Origin of the sequence: Klebsiella sp. BIGb0132, from assembly GCF_024810075.1 — a bacterium.
In the GTDB taxonomy this organism is placed as follows: domain Bacteria; phylum Pseudomonadota; class Gammaproteobacteria; order Enterobacterales; family Enterobacteriaceae; genus Klebsiella; species Klebsiella terrigena.
The window spans coordinates 170340-191594 of record NZ_JANUDW010000010.1; the positions used below are offsets into that span (position 1 = coordinate 170340).

Sequence of the window (21255 nt, forward strand, 5' to 3'; positions counted from 1 at the left end):
TCACATTCCATGCTCGATAAACGCGCGAATATGCTCGAAATCAAACAATACGCACTATTTGTGTGGCTAAATGATGTAAAACGAAAGTAGAGGGATAGAGAGATGGCCGAGACCGATGAGTGTGATGTCATTGTCATTGGCGGCGGCGCAACCGGAGCAGGGATCGCCCGTGACTGCGCGCTCCGCGGGCTGCGCGTAACCCTGGTAGAACGCCACGATATCGCCACCGGGGCGACCGGACGCAATCACGGGCTGCTGCACAGCGGCGCCCGCTACGCGGTAACCGACGGCGAATCGGCGCGCGAATGTATCAGCGAAAACCGCATCCTGCGCCGCATCGCCCGCCACTGTGTGGAACCCACTAACGGGCTGTTTATTACCCTCCCCGAAGACGATCTCGCCTGGCAACAGACCTTTATTCACGCCTGCCAGCAGGCCGGAATTGAGACCCGTCAGCTCTCGCCCGCCGAGGCGCTGCGCATTGAGCCCACCGTCAATCCCACGCTGCTCGGCGCCGTTCAGGTACCCGACGGCACCGTCGATCCGTTTCGCCTGAGCGCGGCCAATATGCTGGACGCCCGCGAACACGGCGCCACCATCCTTACCGGCTGTGAAATCACCGGCCTGTTGCGCAGCGGCGATCGGGTCAACGGCGTGCGCTGCTATGACCATAAGCGTCGCGAAAACCGCACGCTGCGCGCAAGCGTAGTGGTCAATGCCGCCGGGATCTGGGGTCAGCGGATTGCGGAATATGCCGATCTGCGCATTGCGATGTTTCCGGCTAAAGGATCGCTGCTGATCCTCGACCATCGCATTAACCGCCACGTTATCAACCGCTGCCGCAAGCCTGCCGATGCCGATATTCTGGTTCCCGGGGATACCATCTCCCTGATTGGCACCACCTCGGTGCATATTCCCTACGATGAAATTGACGATAACCGGGTCACCGCCGCGGAAGTCGATACCCTGCTGCGCGAAGGCGAGAAGCTGACACCCGTCATGGCCCGCACCCGGGTGCTGCGCGCCTACTCCGGCGTGCGCCCGCTGGTGGCCAGCGATAACGATCCCAGCGGTCGTAGCGTCAGCCGCGGCATTGTGCTGCTGGATCATGCCGAACGCGACGGGATGGCCGGGTTTATCACCATTACCGGCGGCAAGCTGATGACCTACCGCCTGATGGCGGAATGGGCGACGGATACCGTTTGCCGCAAGCTTGGCAACACCGTCCCCTGCACCACCGCCGAAACCCCTTTACCGGGATCCCGCGAGCCGGTCGAAGCCACGCTGCAAAAAATCATCTCTCTGCCCGCGCCGCTGCGGGGATCGGCGGTGTACCGCCACGGAGACCGCACGCCCGCGTGGCTTGGCGATAGCCGCCAGCATCGCAGCCTGGTCTGCGAGTGCGAAGCGGTTACCGCGGGGGAGGTGCAGTACGCGGTAGAAAATTTAGCGGTCAACAACCTGCTCGATTTACGCCGCCGTACCCGAATCGGGATGGGAACCTGCCAGGGCGAGCTGTGCGCCTGCCGCGCCGCCGGGCTGCTGCAGCGCTTCAATGTCGCCACGCCGGCCCAATCGCTGACCCAGCTTTCTGAGTTTTTAAACGAGCGCTGGAAAGGCGTACAGCCCGTCGCCTGGGGCGATGCGCTGCGCGAAAGTGAATTCACCCGCTGGGTCTATCTCGGGCTGTGCGGTTTGCAAAAGGAGCAGCAGGATGAAATTTGATTGCGCGATTATCGGCGGCGGGCTCGCCGGACTACTTTGCGGGCTGAGCCTGAATCAATATGGTTTGCGCAGCGCGATCGTCAGCCGCGGTCAAAGCGCGCTGCATTTCTCCTCCGCCTCGCTGGACCTGCTCTCAGAACTGCCCGACGGCGAAAAGGTGACCGAAGTTGCCCAGGGTCTCGCCCGGCTGACAGGCCAGACTCCGGAGCATCCCTACGCGAGGATCGGCATCGAACGCGTCATGGACTACGCGGCGCAAACCCAGGCGCTGCTGGCCGCCAGCGGCATTGTGATGCAGGGCGATGCCGCCCGGCCGCATCTGCGCATCACGCCCCTCGGCACCCTGCGCGCCGCGTGGCTCTCCCCGCAGGAGGTTCCCGTTTACCCGTTAACCGCCCAATCCCCCTGCCTGGTCGGGATCGGCGGCTTTGCCGACTTCCAGCCGCACCTGGCCGCCGCGTCGCTTAATCAGCACGGAATGAACGCCAGCGCGGCGGAAATCGATTTACCGCTGCTGGACGTCCTGCGCGAGAGCCCGAGCGAATTTCGCGCCGCCAATATTGCCAGAGTGCTGGATGACGAGCGCCACTGGCCGGCGCTGCTGGCCGCGCTGCTTCCGCTGGCGCAGGAACACGACTTGCTGATCCTGCCCGCCTGCTTTGGCCTTAGCGATAACCGGCTCTATCTGTGGCTACAGGAGCGCCTGCCCTGCCCGCTGCGCCTGCTGCCAACCCTGCCCCCTTCGGTACCGGGAATGCGCCTGCATAGCCAGCTCCAGCGCCGCTTTATTCGCGGCGGAGGAACCTGGCTGGCCGGTGATGAGGTGACCAACATCAGCCATCAGGATGGAACGGTCAGCAGAGTATGGACGCGTAACCACGGCGATATCCCGCTGCGGCCGCGCTTTACCGTCCTGGCCAGCGGCAGCTTCTTCAGCAACGGCCTGATCGCCGGGCGCGATGGCGTACGCGAGCCGATTCTGGGCCTCGACCTGCAGCAGAGCATGCCGCGCGAGAGCTGGTATCAGCGGGATTTCTTCGCCTCCCAGCCCTGGCAGCGCTTCGGCCTGAAAACGGATGCGATGCTGCGTCCGCTGCTGCAGGGGCGGCCGCTCAACAACCTGTTTGCCGCCGGTTCTCTGCTCGGCGGCTTTGACGCCATTCAGCTGGGATGCGGCGGCGGCGTTTGCGCGGTCACCGCGCTGCACGTCGCCAAACAGATCAACGACCTTGCCGGAGGCGAACGATGAACGATACCCGCTTTGAGAGCTGCATTAAATGCACGGTTTGCACCACCGCCTGCCCGGTCAGCCGGGTTAATCCGCGCTATCCCGGCCCTAAGCAGGCGGGACCCGACGGCGAGCGGCTGCGGCTAAAGGACGGCGCGCTGTATGACGAGGCGCTGAAGTACTGCATTAACTGCAAGCGCTGCGAGGTCGCCTGCCCCTCTGACGTTAAAATCGGCGATATTATCCAGCGGGCGCGGGCGCAGTACGGCCAGCAGAAGCCTGGCCTACGCGATGCGGTGCTGAGCCATACGGATCTGATGGGCACCCTTTCTACGCCGTTTGCGCCGCTGGTCAACGCCGTCACGGGTCTGCAGCCGGTGCGTCGGCTGCTCGATACGGCGCTCAGGATAGATCATCGCCGAACGCTGCCAAAATACGGTTTCGGCACGTTCCGCCGGGCATACCGCCAGCTCGCCGCCCAGCAGGCGCAGTTTAGCGACCAGGTCGCCTTCTTTCACGGCTGCTACGTCAACTACAACCATCCGCAGCTGGGTAAGGATCTTATCCGCGTGCTGAACGCCATGGGCACCGGGGTACAGCTGCTGTCCAAAGAAAAATGCTGCGGCGTGCCGCTGATTGCCAACGGCTTTTTTGCCAAAGCCCGCAGGCAGGCGCTGAGTAACGTCGCCGCCATGCGCGAAAGCGCGCTGCCGACCATCGCCACCTCCTCCACCTGCACCTTCACCCTGCGCGATGAGTATCCGCACGTGCTGGATGTTGACAATAGCGACGTGCGCGACAGGGTTGAGCTGGCAACGCGCTGGATCTGGCGCCAGCTTGACGGCGGGCGAACCCTGGCGCTAAAACCGCTGCCGCTGAAGGTGGTCTACCACACTCCCTGTCATATGGAGAAAATGGGCTGGTCGCTCTATACCCTCGAACTGCTGCGGCAAATCCCCGGCCTGCAGCTGGAGGTTTTGGATTCGCAATGCTGCGGCATCGCCGGCACCTACGGGTTTAAGTCGGAGAACTACGCGTCTTCCCAGGCCATCGGCGCGCCGCTCTTCCGCCAGATTGAGGAGAGCGGCGCCGATGTGGTGGTGACCGATTGTGAAACCTGCAAATGGCAGATTGAGATGTCCACCAGCAAGCGCTGTGAACATCCCATCACCCTGCTGGCGCAGGCGCTGGCCTGAACCTCCGCGCGATGATTACGGGGAGTCAGTAGCTCCCCTTTTCTTCCTCCCGCCGCGCGCCGGGCCTGAACATCGCCAGCCGGCTATCCAACGCGTCGGTATAGAGCTGAGTATCTACGCCAACGGCGACAAAATTGGCGCCCCACTCAAGGCTTTTTTGCGCCATTTTCGGATCGACGGCAAGGAAGCCGGCCGCTTTGCCCGCCGCGCGAATGCGGCGAATGCTCTGTTCAATAATCCGCTGCACGTCAGGATGAGCGGCGTTATCCGGATAGCCGAGGGAGGCGGACAAATCGGCAGGGCCAATAAATACGCCATCAATGCCCTCCACTTCGAGGATCTCATCCAGATTGTCGAGCGCCGTTTTGCTCTCGACCTGAATGAGCAGACAGAGTTCATCATTCGCCTGTGCCATATAGTTCCCTACTCTCCCCCAGCGCGCCGCGCGCGCCACGCCGGCGCCAACCCCGCGCGTGCCGACCGGCGGATAGCGGGTTGCCGCGACGATATCCCGCGCCTGCTCGGCCGTATCGACCATTGGGATAAGTAACGTCCGCGCGCCGATATCCAGCACCTGCTTGATCAAGCTGCGGCTCCCCTCGACCGGGCGTATCACCGGCTGGCTGGCATAGGGGGCAATGGCCTGCAGCTGATGGTAAAGATCCTGAATGGTATTTGGCGCATGTTCGCCATCAATCAGCAGCCAGTCGTAGCCTGCCGTCGCGGCTATCTCGGCCACGTAGGAGGAGGTTGAGCTCAGCCACAGGCCAATTTGCGTTTCTCCCCTGGATAATCCCGCTTTAAACGGGTTCGATAAAATAGCGTTCATAGGTCTTCCTTATATTAATGCGGTACGCTGCCGGACTGCGGCACCATGCGTGTGACGCTCAATGAAAAGATAATAACGACGCCCACTATCGCCACGCAGGAGAGCGTCAGCAGGCCGGCGGAATCGCTGGCGAAAATCGTCTCTGCCTGAACGCGAACGATCGGAGCCAGAAAACCGCCGATTGCGCCGAACAGGTTGACGAAGCCAATGCCCGCGGCCAGCGCGGTACCGGAGAGTAGCTGCGTCGGCATCGTCCAGAATACCGGCTGCACGGCGATCACGCCGACCGCCGCGACGCACAGCGCCAGTATCGCCAGCACCGGTGGCACCAGCCCGGAGACGCCAATACCCATCGCCGCCGCCAGTAAGGTCAGCGCCGCAATATTGCGCCGTTCGCCGGTCCGATCGGAGTAGCGCGGAATAAGCCAGGTCCCCAGCAGAGCCGCAATCCACGGGATCGCCGTCACCACCGAGGCCACAAACCCCACCTTGGTGCCCAGCAGCGCGGCAACCTGGGTCGGCAGGAAGAAGATCAGGCCATAAACCGCGACCTGAATCGTCAGATAGATAATCGCCAGCTGCCAGACGCGTCCGTTGCGCAGCGCATCGGAGAGCCGCGAAGTCACCTTTTTCTCCTCTTCGCTTGCCAGCTGGCTAAGCAGCGCCTGCTTTTCGGCAGCGGTCAGAAAACGTGCGCTGTGCGGCGTATCATCGAGCCAGAAGAAGGTGAAAAAGCCCGCGCAGACGGCCAGCAGCCCCTCAATCACAAACATCCAGAACCAGCCGGGATGCCCCATAAAGCCGTGCATTTCCAGCAGCGCGCCGGATAGCGGCGAGCCGAGCGTCAGGGCCAGCGGCGCGCCCATATAGAACAGCCCCATAATGCTGGCGCGATTTTGTTGCGGGAACCATTGAGAAGTCAGGTAGATCATTCCCGGGAAAAAGCCCGCTTCGGCGGCACCGAGCAGCGTCCGTACCAGCAGGAATTTTGTTTCGCTATCCGCCCATGCCATGGCCGCAGAGAGCACGCCCCACAGCAGCGTGGTGCAGCCAATCCATTTTCTCGCGCCAAATTTACGCATCAGCAGATTCGCCGGTACCCCGAGAAAGGCATACACCACAAAAAATATTCCGGCGCCAAGGGCGTAGGCCTCGTTGCTCAGCCCGGTATCCAACTGGTAGGTCTCTTTGGCAAAACCAATATTCGAACGGTCAAGAAACGCCAGCACGTACAGCGCCAGCATAAAGGGGATCAAACGGGCGCGGTTTTTCTTCACCACGCTCTCCAGCAAAGTATTACTCATCGCAATATCCTCAGGAATCGGCCGCACAGCGACGCTGCGCGGCACGACGAGATCAGTGGCTATAGGGACGCTTAAGATGACAGTCGCGATTCAGCTCAACGCCAAAGCCCGGTTTATCCAGCACGGATTTATGGATCCGCCCGTTCTGCGGCACCGGCTCGCCCAGCAGGATCGGGTCAAACTGAGGACGCAGCGTGGCGCAGTCCGGGCTGGTCATCAGGAACTCGCTAAACGGGGTGTTGGTGAAGGTAATCACCGCATGGTGCGAATAGACCGACGAGCCGTGCGGCACCACCAGCTGACCGCGCGCCTTGGCGATTGCCGCGATCTCGACCAGGGTGGTTAACCCGCCGCACCAGCCGACGTCGGGTTGCATAATATCGATGCCGGTTTCCGACAGCGTACGGAAAGATTGCAGCGTGCCGTGGTGCTCGCCGCTGGTGACCATCATCCCGGCAGGTGCGCTGCGCTTGAGTTCGCGATAGCCTTCGTACTGCTGCGGCGGTAAGCACTCTTCAATCCACTTGAGGTTATATGGCGCGCAGGCGTGAGCCAGCTTAATGGCGTAATTCACATCCTGGCTCATCCAGCAATCAAGCATCAGCCAGAAATCCGCGCCGCATTTCTCGCGATATTCTGCAACCATGGCGGCGTCTTTGCGGATCCCGGCGTCGCCGTCGTGTGGCCCCCAGTGCGTCGGCATTTTGCCACCGATAAAACCCATTTCCTGCGCCAGATCCGGCCGCGCACCGGTGGCATAGAACTGAATCTCATCGCGAACCGCACCGCCCAGCAGCTTGTAAACCGGCAGGCCAACCACTTTGCCGAACAGATCCCACAGCGCCAGGTCGATACAGGAAATTGTATTCAGCACCAGACCGCCGGAGCCAGAGTAGAACAGGGTGGCATTGAGCATCCGATCGTGAATCAGCTTAATATCGCTGACGCATTTTCCCTCAACGAAGCGGCTGAGGTGCTTTTCAACAATAAAGCAGCCCATCTCTCCCGCCGTGGTTACCGCGAAGCCGGTCTGGCCGCTATCGGCCTCTACTTCAACAATCAGCGTGCCCAGCACGTTAATGCCGAACGACTGGCGGGACTGTTCATACTCGGCATATTTGCTCATCGGGGTCGCGATATGATCGTCAATCCAGTGGTTTGCGCCCTGATCGTGGTAGTCGCCGCCGCCGGCGCCCTTTTCCGCGGTCGCGCCGCCGATAAACCACGCGCGGATGTGTTTAATTTTCGGTAGGGTCATGATGTTCTCCTTGTTATGAAGCTCGTCGCTCGAAGGGGCTCTTCCACCCCAGCAAACGGGAAATATCTTTGGCACAGGCAATCGCCTTACCGGCAAGGTAATCACGATTATCTTCATTGATTTGCAAACGCGTCCCCACCACCGAGATCGCGGCGGTGAGATCGTTATTGGCGTTAAAGACCGGCGCGGCGACGCAGCGAACGTCGAGGTAATCCTCGCCGTTATCAAAGCTCCAGCCTCTGGCCCGAATGAGCTCCAGCTCCTCGTGAAGCCGCTGGGCGGTGGTGATGGTGGTCGGCGTAGAGCGCTCCCACCGCAGTTCGCCGATGATGGCGTGCTGTATATGCGCGGGCTGCCAGGCCAGCAGGCATTTGCCAATGCCGGAGCGGTAGAGCGAGAGGCTTTTCCCCTCGTGCGAGCGGACGCTGATCGTCGCCGGAGATTCAATTTTCAGAATGTAGTAGGCGTTACCCTGATCGATGATCCCCAGATGGCAAAGCAGCCCGCATTCGTCCATGAGCTGAGTCAGCCGCGGCCGCGCCAGCTCGCGGAGATCCATTTTGCTTACGGCGTGCCCGGCCAGCTCCACCAGCTTGGTCCACAGGCAGTAGTTATCCTGATTATCCATACTGAGGAAACGCTGCTTTCTCAGCTCGCCCAGCAGCAGATAGGTGGTGCTTTTCGGAATACCGAGTTCGTCAATAATCGTCGCCGCGCCGCAGGGGCCAATGCGGGCGATGAGATTGAGAATATCGATGGCGCGGGTCAGCGCCGGGACCTTGCTTGATTCCAACATACTGGACTCCAATCCTGAATACTGGAATCAGTGTTGCGATTGTCAGGGGGGAAAATTGTGAGCGGCCTCAAATCACGGCGTTATTCCAGCGGGGTGGACATTTCGCAGCGTATAAATGGGGGATAGCGCACAGAATATTTAAAAATAAGTACAGCGGGTTGGACTGAAAACGCACCGGGAGGGGTTCCCGGCGCGATTGGCGGCTTAGATCGACAGCGTTTCGACCACGTTAATCCAGCCGTGATCGCCGGCTACCGGCTGGCCGTTCAGCCAGCGGCGCAGCATATTCAGGGCCATCATCGCGCAAACCTCCTGGCGGACCTGCAGGCTGTAGCGGGTGACGCTGAGCTTAACCCGCAGCGCGTGGGTGCCTTCCGGGGTGGAGAGCACGAAGTTCAGGTAATCGGCTTCCTGGCCGCAGACCGCCAGCGCAAGGCCGGCAAAATGCTTCACCCGCCGCTCTGACGTCCAGCGGGCCGACTGTGCCAGCGTCTCCTCCTGCGCGGGGACCACTTCGCTCGCCAGCAGCGGAGCGCTGGCGCGGGAGAGCTGGAGCGACAGCAGGCCGCTGGTAAACTGCTCGCTGAGGGTCAGGCTCAGCTGCCGCTCCTGCAGGCGGCGCGCAATCTGCGCAGGCAGCCCTTCGGTGCCTTCAAAAATCAGGTTCTCGCCGGCAACTTTTTGCACTTCTGGCCATAGCGCCAGCATCGCGTCGCGCTGTTCAGCAGGGCCGGTGAGTTTCAGCTCAATAATCGGCATCGAAGAACGGTAGCCCATTACCACGCCAGGCGGCAGCGGCAGCGGATTGAGGCTTTGCGCCAGGTCGCTTTCTGAACGACCAAAGGTGGTCAGGCGCAGGCACAGCGGCGGCGCAGACAGCGGGAAGCGTTCGCGCAGGCGGGGTAAAATCTCCTGCTCAACCATCACCTTAAATTCCGACGGCACGCCGGGGGTAAAAAACATCAGACAGCGGTTGAGCTGAACGGCAAAACCGCAGGCGGTGCCCACCGGGTTGTTGATCATCTCCGCGCTGGCGGGAATTTCCGCCTGCTTGCGGTTGCTTTCCGCCATCGGCCGTCCGCGTTCGGCAAAGAAACGCGTCATCGTCTCCAGCCATCCGGCGTGCAGAATTAACGACTCGCCTTTAGCGGTTGCCGCGGCCAGCGCGCTGAGATCGTCGCTGGTAGGCCCCAGACCGCCGTTGACGATCAGCACGTCCGCATGCTCGCTGCGCTCGCGTAAAATAGCGATCAGAGAATCAAGATCGTCACCGACGGTGTTGCGACGCGTTAAGGGCAATCCCTGATTAAAAAAGAAATCCGCCAGCCACGCGGCATTGGTATCGACGATTTGCCCATGCAGCACTTCGTCGCCGGTGGACAGCATTTCCACGTTTAACATTGTGAACTCCAGCCTGATAAGTGGAAATACTATAACGCAAAGGTGCGGGCTGGGTAGACAGGAAATCGGCGCGGCATGATACCGCGCCCGGGGATCAGAAGCTGGCGCTGACGCCGACGTACGGGCCATCGGCAATGGTATTATCTTTGTTACCGTCTTTACCTGCCAGGTTCAGATAGCGATAGCCGGCTTCAATGCTCAGAGGACGCATAACCGTCCAGCTCGCGCCGGCGTTAGCTTCCTGATAGCTCTGGATGCCGCTGGAGAGGGAGTCCGGTGAATAGTAGTATTCGCCGAACAGGCGGAAGCTGTCGCCAATTTTCCACTGCAGGCCGCCGCCGACCGCTGCCGCATACCCTTCGTCACCGCTTTTCGGATTGGTATAGACGCCTTTGCCACCCACCGTTGCCAGGAATGGCCCTAGAGGAATGTTTAAACCCAGCCCTAAACCTGCCGCGTCGCCGTCGTTATCGCTGTGCAGCCAGTTGCCGGTTACCGCCAGTCCGCTTGATTCGGTACCAAAACCCACGCCAAGGTTGGTGTAGTGCTCACCGGCCTGCCCGGTGACGCTGATAGCGTTTGCCGCCGTAGAGACCAACGCCAGCCCGGCAAGGCCGATTAATACGCATTTTTTCATTTTTTACTCTATCCAGAAATCAAGAATCAAAGAAGTCCCAAAAACCGCAGAATTGTACTGCCGAATGCTGAGGAATCAATGTCCTAAAATGACCTTTATTGTTGGGATTGTAAGCAGTTGCTACCGGAACGCAGGATTTGCCCGGTCGCTGCGCCGCCATCAGCGCTGGCGAGGGGAAGATATCAGGTAAAAAGAGGCGTTTTGCGCACCGTGGTGGCGCATCGTCGGGCGTCCGCGCCGGGCATCGGAAAAAAATAGCGGCGTAAAAAAACGGCAGCCGTTCGGCCGCCGCGTTGTGAGAATTATGCGCTAGTGCTTAAGCTGCGCCAGGCACTGCAGGGACAGGCCGGTCAGCTCGGCGACCAGAGGCAATTCAAGTCCGCAGTCGATCATCGCCAGCGCAATACGCTCGGCGGCCTTTTGTTCACCTTCCTGTCGGCCTTTTTCTATTCCTGCCTCCAGTCCTGCCTCAAGCCCTTGCTGCCTTCCCTGCTGCATCCCTTCCTGACGACCGCGGTCTTCCAGGAACTGAGCAATATTCATGAGCGCCTCCTTATGCGGCTGTAGCGGCACGCTTTGCGCCAGCTGACGCAGAAATGCCACGGGATCGGCGGTACTCCCCGCCTGGAGTATATAGTGCAACAGCGTCTGCAGCTGTCTTTCGCTAGTGTATCCCAGCGCTAATAAGCTGACCACCTGTGCCTGAAGCTCCATCAGATCCCGCTGTCGAATGTGTTTTTGCAGCAGCTCCAGCATGGCCACGCGTCGATGCTGCAGCAGCTCGTTATCCGGGATAGTCGTCACATCCACCAGCGGGAAGGGCTGGCTATAGAGCTTTTCGGCTATCTCTAGCTGTGAGAAGCCGTCCAGCCAGCGCATCGAGTGCGGCCAGGGGCTCGCCTTACCGTGATAGAAAAGCAGCGGGATCACCAGCGGCAGCTGCTGCAGGCCTTTATCGAGATGACGCTGCATCGCCGCCACGGCGTAGCGCATTAAACGAAAGGCCATATGCCGATCCGCAGAGCTTTGATGCTCAATCAGCAGATAGATATACCCTTCGCCAGTCCGGGTCTGCACGGAATAGAGAATATCCGAGTGGCTTGCCCGTAAATCGTCGTCAATAAAGCTGCCGGATTCCAGATGCAGGGTCTGCAGGTCGCACAGCTCGCGTAAATTTTCCGGCAGATGAATCAGTAAAAAATCCGCCGCCGTCGCCCGGTCCGACAGCAGGCTCTTAAACACGGCATCATGCGGGAAGTGCGCTGTCGCCCGGCTCATGCTGACCTCCTGTCCGTCATTTCAACCCACCCTACCACCGCCAACGCCGGGCGCGCGTTTTCGCTTGCGGTTTACCGAGGCGGCTCGCAAACTGGCAGCCAGATGCTTTGCTAACCGTTCATTCAAAGGAGATACCATGCGCCAAAGGACTATTGTCTGCCCGCTGATTCAACATGATGGACACTATCTGCTCTGCAGGATGGCCGACGATCGCGGCGTTTTTCCCGGCCAGTGGGCGCTTTCAGGCGGCGGCGTGGAGCCTGGCGAGCGAATTGAGGACGCCCTGAGGCGTGAAATTCGTGAAGAGCTGGGCGAAGCCCTGCAGCTGACGAGCATTACGCCCTGGACCTTCAGCGACGACGTGCGGGTCAAAACCTATAGCGACGGCCGGCAGGAGGAGATCTACATGATCTACCTGATTTTCGATTGCGTCAGCGCCAACCGTGAAGTCACCATTAACGAAGAGTTTCAGGATTATGCGTGGGTCAGCATCGAGGATTTGCCGCGCTACGATCTGAACGTCGCCACGCGCAAGACCCTGGCGCTGAAGGGGCTGCTCTGATTTTTAACCCGCGGTCAGATAGCGGATTCCGCACCGCCGGGCTGAGGATGACTTAGCCCGAGCAATGCGCTCCCGCGAACTTTGCCGATTAACGTTCGCCATGATGAGTATTAGCGGCATCACTGTAATCATAAAAAACGTATTCAATCTCTTCATCAAAAGATGATTCAAAGGTTCACTAGCGATAGCTATCCGCCGCTCTAAGCGCAATCGTCCCGATGCGCGTTGACCCACTCGCGTAACGCCCGACGCGAAATCTTTATGCCGCCGGTTTTCAGCGCCTCGGGCAGCGCCAGCCAACGTACCGGCTGCTGAAAGCGCGCCAGCTTATTCTCGACCCAGGCCGCTAAAGTGGCCATGTCGCACCGTTCATCGCCTTCGACCACCGCCACCGGACGCTGGCCAAACTCGGCATCATCCAACGGCACGATGAACGCCTGGCGAACCTGCGGATGAGCCATAATCACCCGTTCAACCTCTTCCGGCTGGATCCCCTCACCGCCGCTGAAAAAGAGATTATCCAGACGCCCAAGGATGGTCAGCCTACCGTTACGCAGCTCGCCGCGATCGCGCGTGGCAAACCAACCCTGCTCGTTAACCAGCGGCACCAGCCCGCCGTCGCGCCAGTAGCCCGCCGCCATGCTGGCCCCGCGCAGCCAAACCTCGCCGTCGACAATTTTCAGTTCCCGCTGGGGCAACGGCTGTCCAACATCCGCCTCGCCGTCGGCCTCTTTGGCACACACCGTCGAGGCAAATTCGGTCAGGCCATATCCGCACCAGCTGCGAATACCTCTCTCCCGCGCCTGCCCGGTCAGTTCGACGGGGATCGCCGCCCCGCCCAGAAGAACGGCCTTCAGCGATACCTGCGCATCGCCGTTGAGCAGCCGCCACAGCTGCGTTGGCACCAGCGACGCGTGGCTGCAGCCCTGCAGAGCCTGTTCTAACGGCCGCTTTTCCCGCACCGTCAGACGCGATCCGGCCAGCAGCCAGCGCCAGAGAATTCCCTGTCCCGAGACGTGAAACAGCGGCAGGGAAAGCAGCCAGTCATCGTCGGCGGCCAGCGGGATCATCGCCAGCACCCCTTGCGCGCTGGCAAGATGAGCGCGGAAAGTATGCACCGCGGCCTTCGGCAACCCGGTAGAGCCAGAGGTCAGCGTCATCGACGCCAGACGATCTTCGCTCCAGGCCAGGCTGCGTTCTCCGGCATCGGCGCGCATAGCCAGCGGCGGATAGCCGAGGGCGTCATTATCCTCGCCGCTAAGCGCCAGCAGATGGTGCACATTGAGGGACGGCAGCAGCTGCGCCAGCATTGCCGACGGCAGCTGGGGATTAAGCGGCAGCACCCTGGCGCCGCACTGCAGCAGCGCCAGCCAGGCCAGCAGCGCCGCCGGCTGGTTGTGGGCCCGCAGAATAACGCCATCGCCCTCACCTACGCCCTGAGCGACAAACCCTGCCGTCAGCGCGTCAACCTGGTCGCACAGCTGCTGCCAGGTCAGGCTATCGTCGTTCAGCCGCAGAGCAAACGCCTCGCCCCGCCGCTGACGCCAGTGGTGCCACGGCCAGTCGCGAAAGATCACAGCAGCGGCTCCAGCGCATCCGTTGACAGGCACGGCAGCGTGCTTTCAGGCCACGGGCGCACCAGCTGGGACTGCATCAGCGCCAGCGTATCGAGGCCCGGAACGGTCTGCGGCGTCAGCCAGGCCGCAATACGCGCCAGCTGCGTCAGCCCAAGGCTCGACTCAATCGAGGAGCTGATGACCGCCGTCAGCCCCAGAGCGTGGGCGGCGGCAACCTGCTCCTGCACTTTTTGCAGGCTACCGGTAAGGGTTGGCTTAATCACCACCGCCCCAACTCCCGCCTCGGCCTGCAGGCAAAAATCGGCTTCACGCAGGCTCTCATCCCAGGCGATGGTAATGCCGGTTTCTTGCGCAAAAGAGCGGGAATCAGCCCGGGTTTTGCACGGCTCCTCGAGGAAAGCAATGCGATCGCGATACTGCGGATCCACGTATTTTGCGAACTGCTGCGCTTTGAGCGGCGTCCAGGCACGGTTAGCGTCCAGACGCAGCCGCAGCTCGGGGATCGCCTCCAGCAGCAGATTCACAACCATGCCGTCGCGTACGGCCTCATACAGGCCCACTTTGACCTTAGCGACCTTCTCGCCCGGCATCGCTGCGAGCCTGGCAAACAGCTCGTCCGGATCGCCGGTGCACAGCGGCGCGGCGCGATAATCTGCCGCCTGCGGCAGCTGCTCATTCAGCTCGGCCAGCGCACAGCTGACCCCGAACGCCGCACAGGGCTGCGGAGGAAAAGGAAGATCCTGTCCCTGACGCCAGGCCGTCGCCCACGCCAGCAGCGCAGCCTGCGCCTCTTCCAGGGTTTCTTCGCTAAATCCCGGCAGAGGAGAAACCTCTCCCCAACCTTCGCGCTCGCCCTCCTGGAGATGGACGAACAGCCCGTCACGGGTTTTTAACCGCCGTTCGCGCAGAACCACGCCCGCGTCCATCGGTATCTGCCAGCGGTAAACCTGCGCCCGGCGCATTACGGATTCCGTTTAAATTTGCTGAAGTCCGGCTGACGCTTCTGATTAAATGCGTTGCGCCCTTCCTGCCCCTCTTCGGTCATGTAGAACAGCATGGTGGCATTACCCGCCAGCTCCTGCAGACCCGCCTGACCATCGCAGTCGGCGTTCAGCGCCGCCTTCAGGCAGCGCAGAGCCATTGGGCTGTTTTGCAGCATTTCGCGACACCAGCGAACGGTCTCTTTTTCCAGATCGGCCAGCGGGACGACGGTGTTGACCAGCCCCATATCCAGCGCCTGCTGCGCGTCGTACTGGCGGCACAGGAACCAAATTTCGCGCGCTTTTTTCTGGCCAACGATGCGAGCCATATAGGCTGCGCCCCAGCCGCCGTCGAAGGAGCCGACTTTCGGCCCCGTCTGACCAAAGATGGCGTTTGCTGCCGCGATTGTCAGGTCGCACATCATATGCAGCACGTGGCCGCCGCCGATGGAGTAGCCGGCGACCATCGCGACGATCGGTTTCGGACAGGTGCGGATCTGACGCTGGAAATCGAGCACGTTCAGGTGATGCACGCCGGAATCGTCCTGATAGCCGCCGTAGTCGCCGCGCACCTTCTGGTCACCGCCGGCGCAGAACGCCAGGTCCCCTTCGCCGGTCAGGATAATGACGCCAATATTGTCGTCATAGCGGGCATCCGCCAGCGCCTGAATCATCTCTTTTACGGTCAGCGGACGGAATGCATTACGCACCTGTGGGCGGTTAATGGTGATTTTAGCAATACCGTCCGTCGATTTTTGGTAACGAATATCGGTATAGCCTTCGGAACAATCGTGCCATTCAACGGGGGCGTAGAGCATGGCTTCATCAAGAGAGATCATAGAATGTCCTTTAGTTAACTTGCTAAAAACTGCGCCAGGCAGGCAGTTACCGCGGCGGGATTTTCCCGATGCGCGTTGTGCCCGGCATGATGAATAACGTGTATCGTCGCGGCTAAATCGCTGGCTATCGCGCGGAATTTGTCATCGCGCGCGCCGCAAAGATAGTGAAAAGGAAAGCGGCAGGCGCGCAGCGCCGGGCGCAGATCGGGCTGGACCGCCAGCGACGTCGCCTCCAGCATGGCGGCCAGATTGGCGCCATGGTTGCGGCTGCGCAGCGCGATTAAGTCCGCTCGCTGCTGCGCATCCAGTGAGGCGAAAACCGGCTGCTGGTACCAGTCTGCAAAAACCTGGGGCAGCGGTTCGTGACGAAAGCGTTCGGCCCAGGCCGCATCGCTGCGCCGACGCTGCAGGCGCTCGCTATCGTCAACAAGTCCCGGATGACCGCCCTCCACGACCAGCCCGCACAGACCGTCGCGCGGCTGGCTGGCAAAGGCCATCGCGATGCGGCCGCCGAGGGAGTAGCCAATCAGCCAGTAGTGAAGGATGCTGTAACTATCCAGAGTCTCCTGCAGCAGCCGGCAGACATCGGCAAAATCACCGACCTGAATATCGCGGGAACCGCCGTGGCCTGGCAGGTCGATATAGAGCCGCGAACGGGAGCTAAACGCCTCCCCGACCGGCCGCCATTCGCGACTGTCGCCCGAAAAACCGTGTAAAAAAATCAGCCAGGGTTGATGGGCCTGGCCGCGCTCGCACTCGGCGTGCAAACTCATAGACGACTCACCTGCGCCAGCAGCTGCTGCAAAGTATGGGTGCCGTCGGTTTCGTTCACCGCCAGCTCAATCACGGTCGCACCAGGCGTCCGCCACGCGCCGGACAGCGCCGTCTCCAGCTCGTCCCAGCTGCCCGGGCGGTGGTAGCCGAGATCGAACATCGCCGCGGCATGCCCGAAGCTGACATCCTGCGGCATTAAATAAAACTGGCGCCTTTCTTCCTGCGGCGTCGGCAGCAGAGAGAAGATCTGCCCGCCGTTGTTGTTGACAATAATCAGCACCAGCGGCGCCGAGGCATGGCGCAGCAGCGCCAGCGAATTCAGATCGTAGAGCGCAGAAAGATCGCCAACGATCGCCAGCAGAGGGCGGGCGCTGGCCCGCTGCACGCCGGCGGCGGTTGCCAGCAGGCCGTCAATGCCGCTGGCGCCCCGATTGCTGTAGACCGGATATCCCGCCGGCAACTGCGAGAGCGCGTCAATTAAGCGCACCACCAGGCTATTGCCGACAAACAGCTGTCCCTGATCCGGCAGATAGCGATGAATGCGGTGGGCGAGCTGGGCCTCGCCAAAGCGCGCGCTGCATTCGACCGTCGCCTGCCAGGCCTGCTCGGCAAGAACCGGCAGCGTCGTCGCCCAGGGCTGACGTTTTTCCGCCGGATGCAGCTCAAGCCACTCCCCCACCGGGCAGACCAGACGGCGGCCGCGGTGCTGGGCCGGATCTAAACGGCCGGGTAAATTATCGACCAGCCAGTACTCCTCGGGCTCGCAGCTCGCCTGCCACTGCAGAAGACGTTTTCCGGTCAGGCTGCTGCCCAGCTGGACAACGATTTGCGCCTGCTCCAGTTCGCTAACTGCTTTGCCGTTACCCAGCCATAAATCGGCGCAGGGCAGCGGCTGCCCGGTTTGCGAAAGCACGTCGCCAATCAGCGGCCAGCCGAGCATTTTCGCCCACGCGGCGGCCTGTACTCCTTCGGCGGCGCTCATGCGCCCGGCAATCACCACGCCGCGCTTTTGTCGCCAGAAAAACCAGTCACGCTGCTTTTCGCTACCGAGATGCAGCGACTGACGCAGCCAGGGCGTATCGCTCTGCCACCACTCTCCGAGCTGCTGCTGCCAGCTCACGCCGGTATCGTCCATATCGCCATACAGCGGCTCAGCAAACGGACAGTTAATATGCACGCCGCCGGAATGCAGCGCGCCCAGCGCCTGGTCGATGGTTGAGACCAGCCAGCGCGCGGGAATATCCTGCGAAGGACGCGGCAAAGAGAGGGTTTCGGACGGGTGCGATGCGAACATGCCCGGCTGACGGATAGCCTGGTTGGCGCCGCAGTCGATAAGCTCCGGCGGCCGGTCGGCGGTAAGCAGAATCAGCTTTTCGCCGGTCAGTCCGGCTTCAATCAGCGCCGGATAGAGATTGGCCGTGGCGGTACCGGAGGTGACGATGACCGCCACCGGCTGCCGGCTGGCCTTCGCCAGCCCCAGCGCCAGGTGGCCAAGCCCGCGTTCGTCAAAATGAGTATGGGGAATCAATGCGCGGTTTTCCGCGGCTGCCAGCGTTAAGGGCGTCGAGCGCGACCCCGGCGCAATGCAAATATGCTGCACGCCGTGGCGGGTTAATGCTTCAAGGATCACCGCCGCCCAGCGTCGGTTAAATGCGCTTACTGACATGAAATTGTCCGATATCAAATATTGAGGCTAAGTATAGGTAATACAAAGTGATGGAGTATTGATATGCGTCGTTTATCTACATTTTTCTCAGCAGCAACGAACGCAGCCCCGCCGCTTTATTTTCAATTTCCTGCCACTCTTGCTCAGGATCGGAACCGCTGACAATCCCGGCGCCGGCGTAAAGCCTGAGGGTGTCGTTCTCCACCTTCGCCGAGCGTAGCGCTACGCAGAATTCGCTTTGTGCCAGCGACAGATAGCCGGCGGAACCGGCATACCATTCGCGGATGAAGGGTTCATTCTGAGTGATAAAGTCCAGCGCCGCCCGCCTGGGTAGCCCGGCGACCGCCGCCGTAGGCTGCAGCTGGTGCAGGCAGCGGGTATCGTCGGGTGCGTTTAGCGCCGTCCAGATGCAGCGCCGCAGATGCTGTACGTTACGCAGGCGCACCACCTGCGGCGGCAGCACCTCCAGCATCTGCACTTCATCCTGCATACGCTGGCAAATATCCTCCACCACCAGCATGTTTTCCCGCTGGTTTTTATCGTCGTGCATTAGCCAGTCGGCCAGCGCCTGCGCCTGGCGATCGTCAGCATGCCCGGCGACGGTCCCCGCCAGCGCCTCGGTGCGCAGCAGCGTGCCGCGCCGACGCCACAGCCGCTCCGGCGTTGAACCGAAAAACGCCTGCTGCGGGTTAAAGGCCATCAGGAAATGGAAGCAGTTAAAGTTGCTGCGGCGGCTGGCGGCCATAATCGACCAGGCATCTAAGGGAGCGGCAAAGCGCAGGTCCGTGGCGCGTGCCAGGACGACCTTTTCCATCTCTGCGGCCGCAATGGCCCGGGTAGCCTGCAGGATAAGCTCACGCCAGCGCGGATATTCCGGGACGTGCCGTTCGCTGAGTAGCTCAGGTATCGCCGCGGGTCGCGCCTGCTCCGCCGTCAAGGAGTGCAGAAACTCGCGCGCCGCATGAGCATCTTCGCGCAGCGAAGCGTCGCTGCACAGCACCAGCCGCAGCGACGCTTCGCCCCCCACCCGACGCCACTCCAGCCGCGGCAGCACCAGCGCCCCGACCTGCGGACTGAACGCATTCAGGCCGCAAATACGCAGGTCTTGATGCTGCTGATGCTGTAAAAAACGCTGCGCTTCAGCCAGAGAAGAGAATGTTTTCACCGCCCCGAGCGCGGCAAGCTCTTCGTCGCCGCTGCGCTGTTGCCAGTAAAACTGCGGCCACTGAGGCTGATGCCCGCACCACAGCAGGGGATCAAACGCGTCGTGGAGAGGAAACGAAACATCGAAAATTCGCGTGCCGGACGATGCGGGAAACTCATCGTTCAGACAGCCGCGTAAGCTTTCCAGCGCAGCGGAAACAGACAGCACGCAAACCTCCAGAGGATAAAAACCCCACATTATACGGGGTCCTGGCAAGAAATAGCAGTACCCACGATGAGGGAGCGGCTTTTAGCTGCCTGCCCGTCCGTCATTTCAGGAAGTCGTGATAGTCGGCGGCTACCTGGGCAGGAGCGGGTCCGCTACGGCCTCGCGGGCCATGCCGATATGCGCGATCCCGTCTTCGTCGTAAACGTCGGTCACCGCCTGGAAGCCGAAGCTGGCGTAGAAGGACTGTAGATGCGCCTGAGCGCCGAGATAGATAGCCTTCTGCGGCCACAGGCGGGTGCAGCTGGCGAGCGCCTTCTCCATCAGCTGATAGCCGAGCTTCTCCCCTCGCACCGTCGGGCTGACGATAACCCGGCCAATAACCACCGGTTCGAAATCCTCTGCGCTTTTCAGGATCCGCGCATAGGCCACCAGCTCATCGCCGCGCCAGCCGAGAAGATGACGGTTTTCACCGATCAGATCGTCGCCGTCAACGTCCTGATAGGGGCAGTTTTGCTCGACGACAAAGACTTCACAGCGCAGCTTTAGCAGCGCATAGAGCTGCGGGACGGTCAGCTCGCTATGGTGGAGATCCTGCCATATCATCATCTATTATTCCTTTATTGAAGTGGGCCCTGCATCATTCCGGCGGCAGGCGAGCGGCTGAAGGCAACAGGCTCAACCAGCGCGCGCAACCTGAAGGATGACGGGTATACTCTGTTTTTGACTCACGCCCTAAGGACACAGGACGATGGAATTAACTTTTTTGGGGACATCCGCTGGCGTGCCGACCCGTACGCGTAATATGACGTCTATCGTGCTGAATTTGCAACAGCCAACGGCGGCGGAGGTCTGGCTGTTCGACTGCGGAGAAGGCACCCAGCATCAGTTTCTGCATACCGCCCTGCACCCCGGCAAGCTGAATAAAATTTTTATTACCCATCTTCACGGCGACCATCTGTTTGGCCTCCCCGGCCTGCTATGCAGCCGCTCAATGCAGGGCAACTCGCTGCCGCTGACCCTCTACGGGCCAAAAGGTCTGCGGGAGTTTGTCGAAGTGGCGCTGCGCCTCAGCGGCTCGTGGACCGATTATCCGCTGGATATTGTCGAAATTGGCCCCGGTCTTATCCTGGACGACGCCGGATATCGGGTCACGGCCTGGCCGCTAAACCATCCGGTGGAGTGCTACGGCTACCGCATTGAAGAGCACGACAAGCCCGGCACCCTGGACGCGGCCCGCCTTATCGCCGACGGCGTTCCCTCCGGGCCGCTGTTTCAGCAGCTCAAACAGGGGCTGAGCGTCGAGCTTGCCGACGGGCGCATCGTTGACGGCTGCCGCTATCTTGGCCCGACGACGCCGGGGAAAAAGCTGGCCATCTTTGGCGATACGGCGCCCTGTGCGGCGGCGCTTGAGCTGGCGCAGGGCGTGGACGTCATGATTCATGAAACCACCCTGGAACAGGCGATGGCCGAGAAGGCGAACGCTCGCGGACACTCCTCCAGCCAGCAGGCGGCGGCGCTGGCGCGCGATGCCGGGGTCGGCACCTTTATCGCCACCCACTTCAGCTCGCGCTACGACCTGCAGGGCTGTCAGCGCCTGCTGGCGGAGTGCCGGGAGATCTTCCCGCAGACCCTGCTGGCGGAGGATTTTATGGTCTATCCCATCCGCTAAACGGGCTGGCCCGGCTTAACGACGCGCATAAAAAAACCGCCGATCGTAGACCGGCGGTTTTTTTGCAGCTGACCCGTCCTGAATAGCGTTGACACATTTTACTCACACACTGAGGAAGATGTGATGAACCAATATGTTAAACGCACACAACGCGATTACCCTCT

The 21255-nt window shown here is 61.1% G+C and carries 19 protein-coding genes; 5 read left to right on the forward strand and 14 right to left on the reverse strand.

The annotated features are described in order from the left end of the window. Positions 1–102: 102 nt before the first annotated feature. From glpA to glpC, 3 genes are read left to right on the forward strand one after another with little or no spacing between them, the layout of a single operon-like run. Positions 103–1725 (forward strand): anaerobic glycerol-3-phosphate dehydrogenase subunit A, encoded by a 1623-nt coding sequence (gene glpA, locus M2416_RS22630; RefSeq protein WP_259226922.1) that lies wholly within the window; start codon positions 103–105, stop codon positions 1723–1725. Beyond that, positions 1715–2974 (forward strand): glycerol-3-phosphate dehydrogenase subunit GlpB, encoded by a 1260-nt coding sequence (glpB, locus tag M2416_RS22635; protein ID WP_076945776.1) that lies wholly within the window; start codon positions 1715–1717, stop codon positions 2972–2974. Before glpA ends, glpB begins: the two co-directional genes overlap by 11 nt. Then, positions 2971–4149: an anaerobic glycerol-3-phosphate dehydrogenase subunit GlpC gene (gene glpC / locus M2416_RS22640; RefSeq protein ID WP_076945777.1), complete on the forward strand. Its 1179-nt coding sequence runs from the start codon at positions 2971–2973 to the stop codon at positions 4147–4149. Before glpB ends, glpC begins: the two co-directional genes overlap by 4 nt. A 25-nt stretch (positions 4150–4174) precedes the next feature. On the opposite strand, the gene yfaU is transcribed toward glpC, so the two are convergent. From yfaU to M2416_RS22675, 7 genes are all read right to left on the reverse strand, one after another. Continuing rightward, on the reverse strand, positions 4175–4978 hold the full coding sequence (gene yfaU, locus M2416_RS22645) for a 2-keto-3-deoxy-L-rhamnonate aldolase (protein ID WP_041146539.1): 804 nt from the start codon (positions 4976–4978) through the stop codon (positions 4175–4177). Between the two features lie 14 nt (positions 4979–4992). Then, positions 4993–6282 (reverse strand): MFS transporter, encoded by a 1290-nt coding sequence (locus M2416_RS22650; RefSeq protein WP_076945778.1) that lies wholly within the window; start codon positions 6280–6282, stop codon positions 4993–4995. A gap of 52 nt (positions 6283–6334) precedes the next feature. Beyond that, the gene (gene rhmD / locus M2416_RS22655; protein ID WP_041146541.1) at positions 6335–7540 is read right to left on the reverse strand and encodes an L-rhamnonate dehydratase; all 1206 of its coding nucleotides are present in this window, start codon (positions 7538–7540) and stop codon (positions 6335–6337) included. A gap of 13 nt (positions 7541–7553) precedes the next feature. Further along, the gene (locus M2416_RS22660; RefSeq protein ID WP_259226926.1) at positions 7554–8336 is read right to left on the reverse strand and encodes an IclR family transcriptional regulator; all 783 of its coding nucleotides are present in this window, start codon (positions 8334–8336) and stop codon (positions 7554–7556) included. A 204-nt stretch (positions 8337–8540) separates the two neighbouring features. Further along, positions 8541–9737 (reverse strand): nicotinamide mononucleotide deamidase-related protein YfaY, encoded by a 1197-nt coding sequence (locus M2416_RS22665; RefSeq protein ID WP_076945780.1) that lies wholly within the window; start codon positions 9735–9737, stop codon positions 8541–8543. A 94-nt stretch (positions 9738–9831) separates the two neighbouring features. After that, positions 9832–10374: a YfaZ family protein gene (locus M2416_RS22670; RefSeq protein ID WP_259226929.1), complete on the reverse strand. Its 543-nt coding sequence runs from the start codon at positions 10372–10374 to the stop codon at positions 9832–9834. 309 nt (positions 10375–10683) lie between these two features. Further along, on the reverse strand, positions 10684–11652 hold the full coding sequence (locus tag M2416_RS22675) for an Rpn family recombination-promoting nuclease/putative transposase (protein ID WP_259226931.1): 969 nt from the start codon (positions 11650–11652) through the stop codon (positions 10684–10686). Positions 11653–11788: 136 nt separating this feature from the next. On the opposite strand from M2416_RS22675, the gene nudI reads away from it, so the two are divergent. After that, on the forward strand, positions 11789–12214 hold the full coding sequence (gene nudI / locus M2416_RS22680; protein ID WP_259226933.1) for a nucleoside triphosphatase NudI: 426 nt from the start codon (positions 11789–11791) through the stop codon (positions 12212–12214). Between the two features lie 200 nt (positions 12215–12414). On the opposite strand, the gene menE is transcribed toward nudI, so the two are convergent. The 7 genes from menE to M2416_RS22715 all read right to left on the reverse strand — a co-directional run bounded on the left by menE (position 12415) and on the right by M2416_RS22715 (position 20028). After that, entirely contained in the window at positions 12415–13791 is a 1377-nt protein-coding gene (menE, locus tag M2416_RS22685; protein WP_259226934.1) for an o-succinylbenzoate--CoA ligase, read from the reverse strand. Next, positions 13788–14753, reverse strand: coding sequence for an o-succinylbenzoate synthase (menC, locus tag M2416_RS22690; protein ID WP_259226935.1), 966 nt, complete (start codon positions 14751–14753; stop codon positions 13788–13790). The genes menE and menC overlap by 4 nt, the downstream gene beginning before the upstream one ends. Further along, on the reverse strand, positions 14753–15610 hold the full coding sequence (gene menB / locus M2416_RS22695) for a 1,4-dihydroxy-2-naphthoyl-CoA synthase (RefSeq protein WP_259226937.1): 858 nt from the start codon (positions 15608–15610) through the stop codon (positions 14753–14755). The genes menC and menB overlap by 1 nt, the downstream gene beginning before the upstream one ends. Before the next feature lie 14 nt (positions 15611–15624). Further along, positions 15625–16383 carry a 2-succinyl-6-hydroxy-2,4-cyclohexadiene-1-carboxylate synthase gene (gene menH / locus M2416_RS22700; RefSeq protein ID WP_259226939.1) on the reverse strand — a complete coding sequence of 253 codons (759 nt, stop codon included), beginning with the start codon at positions 16381–16383 and terminating at the stop codon, positions 15625–15627. Further along, positions 16380–18050 (reverse strand): 2-succinyl-5-enolpyruvyl-6-hydroxy-3-cyclohexene-1-carboxylic-acid synthase, encoded by a 1671-nt coding sequence (menD, locus tag M2416_RS22705; RefSeq protein ID WP_076945787.1) that lies wholly within the window; start codon positions 18048–18050, stop codon positions 16380–16382. The genes menH and menD overlap by 4 nt, the downstream gene beginning before the upstream one ends. Before the next feature lie 76 nt (positions 18051–18126). Further along, positions 18127–19422: an isochorismate synthase MenF gene (gene menF, locus M2416_RS22710; RefSeq protein ID WP_259226942.1), complete on the reverse strand. Its 1296-nt coding sequence runs from the start codon at positions 19420–19422 to the stop codon at positions 18127–18129. Positions 19423–19551: 129 nt separating this feature from the next. Further along, complete coding sequence (locus M2416_RS22715) at positions 19552–20028, reverse strand: GNAT family N-acetyltransferase (RefSeq protein WP_076945788.1); 477 nt, start codon at positions 20026–20028, stop codon at positions 19552–19554. Between the two features lie 142 nt (positions 20029–20170). Here M2416_RS22715 and rnz point away from each other — a divergent pair, with 142 nt between their 5' ends. After that, complete coding sequence (gene rnz / locus M2416_RS22720; RefSeq protein ID WP_076945789.1) at positions 20171–21091, forward strand: ribonuclease Z; 921 nt, start codon at positions 20171–20173, stop codon at positions 21089–21091. The last annotated feature ends 164 nt before the right edge of the window (positions 21092–21255 follow it).